This is a genomic window from uncultured Streptococcus sp. (genome assembly GCF_963516575.1).
GTDB lineage: Bacteria > Bacillota > Bacilli > Lactobacillales > Streptococcaceae > Streptococcus.
Genome location: NZ_CAUQCP010000086.1, coordinates 1 through 3,181, shown reverse-complemented (window position 1 = coordinate 3,181; position 3,181 = coordinate 1). Strand labels below are relative to the sequence as shown.

Genomic DNA, 3,181 nt, shown 5'->3' with positions numbered 1-3,181 from the left:
AGAAAGGCTTTTTTGCTCGTTTATTTGGAGGATAATCAAGGAGCTGTTTAGGTTAAATGCTAACCTGATGGCTTCTTTTATTTCTAAATAGTATAGTTGCTCAAGTAATACTCAATGAAAATCAAAGAGCAAACTAGGAAGCTAGCCGCAGGCTGCTCAAAGCACTGCTTTGAGGTTGTAGATAAGACTGACGAAGTCAGTTACATATATCTACGGCAAGGCGAAGCTGACGCGGTTTGAAGAGATTTTCGAAGAGTATAAAATAACAGTATAGGAGAGGTAGAAAATGGAACGATTAGAAGATTACATTGCTTTTGATTTAGAATTTAATCAGCATGAAGGGCAAACACACTTGATTCAAGTATCGGCAGTGCGTTTTAGAGATGGTCAGGAAATCGATGCCTATGATTCCTATGTTCATACCAATGTACCTTTAAAAAGTTTTATCAATGGTTTGACTGGGATTACAGCCGAGACCTTAAAAGATGCTCCCCCAGTGGAGGAAGTTATAAAAGAATTCCAAGAGTTTGTGGGTTCTTTACCCATGGTTGGCTACAATGCTGCTAAAAGTGATCTACCTATTTTAGCGGATCATGGTTTAGACTATAGCCAGCAGTACAAGGTGGATTTGTATGATGAAGCTTTTGAACGTCGTAGTTCGGATTTACATGGTATTGCCAATCTCAAATTGCAAACTGTTGCCTCATTTCTTGGATTTCAAGGTCAGTCTCATAATAGCCTAGAGGATGCTCGGATGACGGCGCGTGTGTACGAGTCCTTCTTAGAGTCAGATCAAGCTAGAGAATTGTTAGAGACAGAAAGTAGCTTATCAAACAATCCTTTTGGGGGCTTGGACTTGTCTCAATTATTTGACTAGGAGTGCCTATGAAACCTGAAAAACCTAAAAATCTAGGTTTTAAGCAGATATACTTTAATCTAGATAAAATACTCTTTCTTTTCTTCTTGACTTTCATGATGATTGAGTTTGTCTGGTTACCATCAAATTCTTGGATTGCTGGACTATTGCTCCGTCAGACAGGTTATCTCTTTCTATCCTACAACAATATTTTTGCTATTATAACGGGCTCACCCTTTGTTAGTCTTGCTTTATTTGTTCTGGTGATTGTTAATTTATTGGTCGCCTATTACCAGATAGGACTTCTCTTTATCGGAGCTCGCCACCTCCTCTATCATGAAAAGAGAACTTTGTTGGAGTACAGTCGTAAGGTCTTTCGCCAAAGTTTCTTGTTTATGAAGCAAGTCACGCTTGCAAAGATAGCCTTTATCTTCTTTTATATCATGATGCTTTTTCCATTGATTCGAAAGATTTTAAAGATTTACTATCTCAATAAAATTGTCATTCCAGACTTTATCGTTGATTATGTGGAAGACAAGTATTGGCTGATAGGTATAGTGGTTACTATTTTGGCTTTACTTCTATTTTACATTTCAGTGCGTTTCATGTTTGCCCTACCTCAGCTTTTATTTGAGAAGAAAACAGTCAAAGAAGCTGTCAGATACAGTCTAGAGAAGACAAGAAAGTACTCCTGGTTTTATACTTGGAACTTGCTTTGGATTGTCGTCAAAACCTACCTATTTTTCATTCTTTTATTGATTCCAATATTAGCAAGTCAGGTACTGATGGATGGTCTAACCCATAAGGAATCTCTTGTACTGGGAATTATCAATTTTGTCTTGATTAAGAATTTCCACTATATAGCCTTGACTTACTTTCTCATTAAGTTTGTTTCCTTCTTAACAGGAGAAGAACTAGAAATTACACCAAGGAGAAAGAAAGACCACTGGATGAGATGGGGAGTGATGGGCTGTGCTTGTATCTTTTTCGCTCTTGAGGGTTATGTTTATTTAGAAGCTCCAGTTTCACATAAACCTTTAATCATTTCTCACAGGGGAGTATCTAATAAGAATGGTGTGCAGAATACCGTCCAATCACTAGAAAAAACCGCTCAGTTATCTCCAGATTTCGTTGAGACGGATGTTCAGGAAACAAAAGATGGCCAGTTTGTCATGATGCATGATGCTAATATCAAGAATCTGACAGGAGTTAATGCCAATCCACAGGATCTAACTTTGAAAGAATTAACCAAACTTGATATTTCAGAAAATGGTTATCATAGCAAGGTGTCTAGTTTTGATGATTATCTCAATAAAGCCAATGAATTACATCAAAAACTTCTTATTGAGATTAAAACCAGTCGAAAAGATAGCCCAGATATGATGAAACGCTTTATGGAAAAATATGGAGCCATCATTAAGCAGAATGGGCACCAAATGCAATCCTTGGATTATCATGTGATTGACCAGGTTTTAGCCTACGATACTCAAATTCCAGTCTATTTCATCCTACCTTATAATAGTATTTTTCCAAGAACCAAGGCTACAGGTTATACCATGGAGTATTCAACTTTAGATGAAAATTTTGTCAACAAGCTTTGGAATACGGATCAGAAATTGTACGTTTGGACCATCAATAGTTCAGAGTCCTTTGAGAAATCAGTTCATTTGGGGGCAGATGGCATGATAACGGATAATTTGGAAATGATTCAAGATCAGGTTACCATTGCCCAAGAAGACCCAGAGTATACTGAATTGCTTTTCAAACAGGCCATGGAATTCTTTAATTTTTAGTAAGCAAAAAGAGGAACAGTTGTTCCTCCCACGATAGGCAAGTATTCTCTTGAATGCTTGTTTTTTCTTATGCTTAGAATGGCAATTTCCCAGCGAAAGCGCCTAGTTTTTTCTTAGTCGTTTCATCGATTTGTTCAAGAGCAGAGTTGATGGCTTGAACGGTCATATCAGAAAGAGTTTCAAGGTCTTCTGGGTCAACGACAGCTGGACTGAAGTCAATGCTGACAACTTTTTTGTCACCAGTTAAGGTCGCTTGGACAAGGTCTTGAGCAGATTTGCCCACAAATTGCATAGCAGCAAGTTCAGCTTGGCTTTGTTCCATTTGTTTTTGAAGTTTTTGTGCTTGACGCATCATGTTTTGCATGTTCATCATGGTGATTTACAGTTTCCTTTTTCAATTATTTTCTTTTTTATTTTATCAATTTTGGGGTTAAAAGTCTATTGTTAGTATAAATCCTCCAACATTAAATTACCAAAGGTAACTTCTCAAAGTAACTTCCACTTGTCTAGCCGAAGTGGAAATTAGTCTAAA

4 protein-coding genes are annotated in these 3,181 nt (G+C 37.3%); 3 read left to right on the top strand and 1 reads right to left on the bottom strand.

What is annotated here, in order from left to right:
• The first annotated feature begins 114 nt into the window (after nt 1-114).
• From RWM06_RS09625 to RWM06_RS09615, 3 genes are read left to right on the top strand one after another with little or no spacing between them, the layout of a single operon-like run.
• Nucleotides 115-240: a hypothetical protein gene (locus RWM06_RS09625; protein WP_001813665.1), complete on the top strand. Its 126-nt coding sequence runs from the start codon at nt 115-117 to the stop codon at nt 238-240.
• A gap of 46 nt (nt 241-286) precedes the next feature.
• Entirely contained in the window at nt 287-877 is a 591-nt protein-coding gene (locus RWM06_RS09620; protein ID WP_313970952.1) for a 3'-5' exonuclease, read from the top strand.
• 8 nt (nt 878-885) lie between these two features.
• Entirely contained in the window at nt 886-2,649 is a 1,764-nt protein-coding gene (locus RWM06_RS09615) for a glycerophosphodiester phosphodiesterase (protein WP_313970951.1), read from the top strand.
• A 73-nt stretch (nt 2,650-2,722) separates the two neighbouring features.
• On the opposite strand, the gene RWM06_RS09610 is transcribed toward RWM06_RS09615, so the two are convergent.
• On the bottom strand, nt 2,723-3,022 hold the full coding sequence (locus RWM06_RS09610) for a YbaB/EbfC family nucleoid-associated protein (RefSeq protein WP_313970950.1): 300 nt from the start codon (nt 3,020-3,022) through the stop codon (nt 2,723-2,725).
• Nucleotides 3,023-3,181 lie beyond the last annotated feature (159 nt).

Excerpts from the sequence above, each read along its gene's own strand:
- RWM06_RS09625 (WP_001813665.1), top strand. The coding sequence starts at position 115 with ATGAAAATCAAAGAGCAAACTAGGAAGCTAGCCGCAGGCTGCTCAAAG.
- RWM06_RS09620 (WP_313970952.1), top strand. The coding sequence starts at position 287 with ATGGAACGATTAGAAGATTACATTGCTTTTGATTTAGAATTTAATCAG.
- RWM06_RS09615 (WP_313970951.1), top strand. The coding sequence starts at position 886 with ATGAAACCTGAAAAACCTAAAAATCTAGGTTTTAAGCAGATATACTTT.
- RWM06_RS09610 (WP_313970950.1), bottom strand. The coding sequence starts at position 3,022 with ATGATGAACATGCAAAACATGATGCGTCAAGCACAAAAACTTCAAAAA.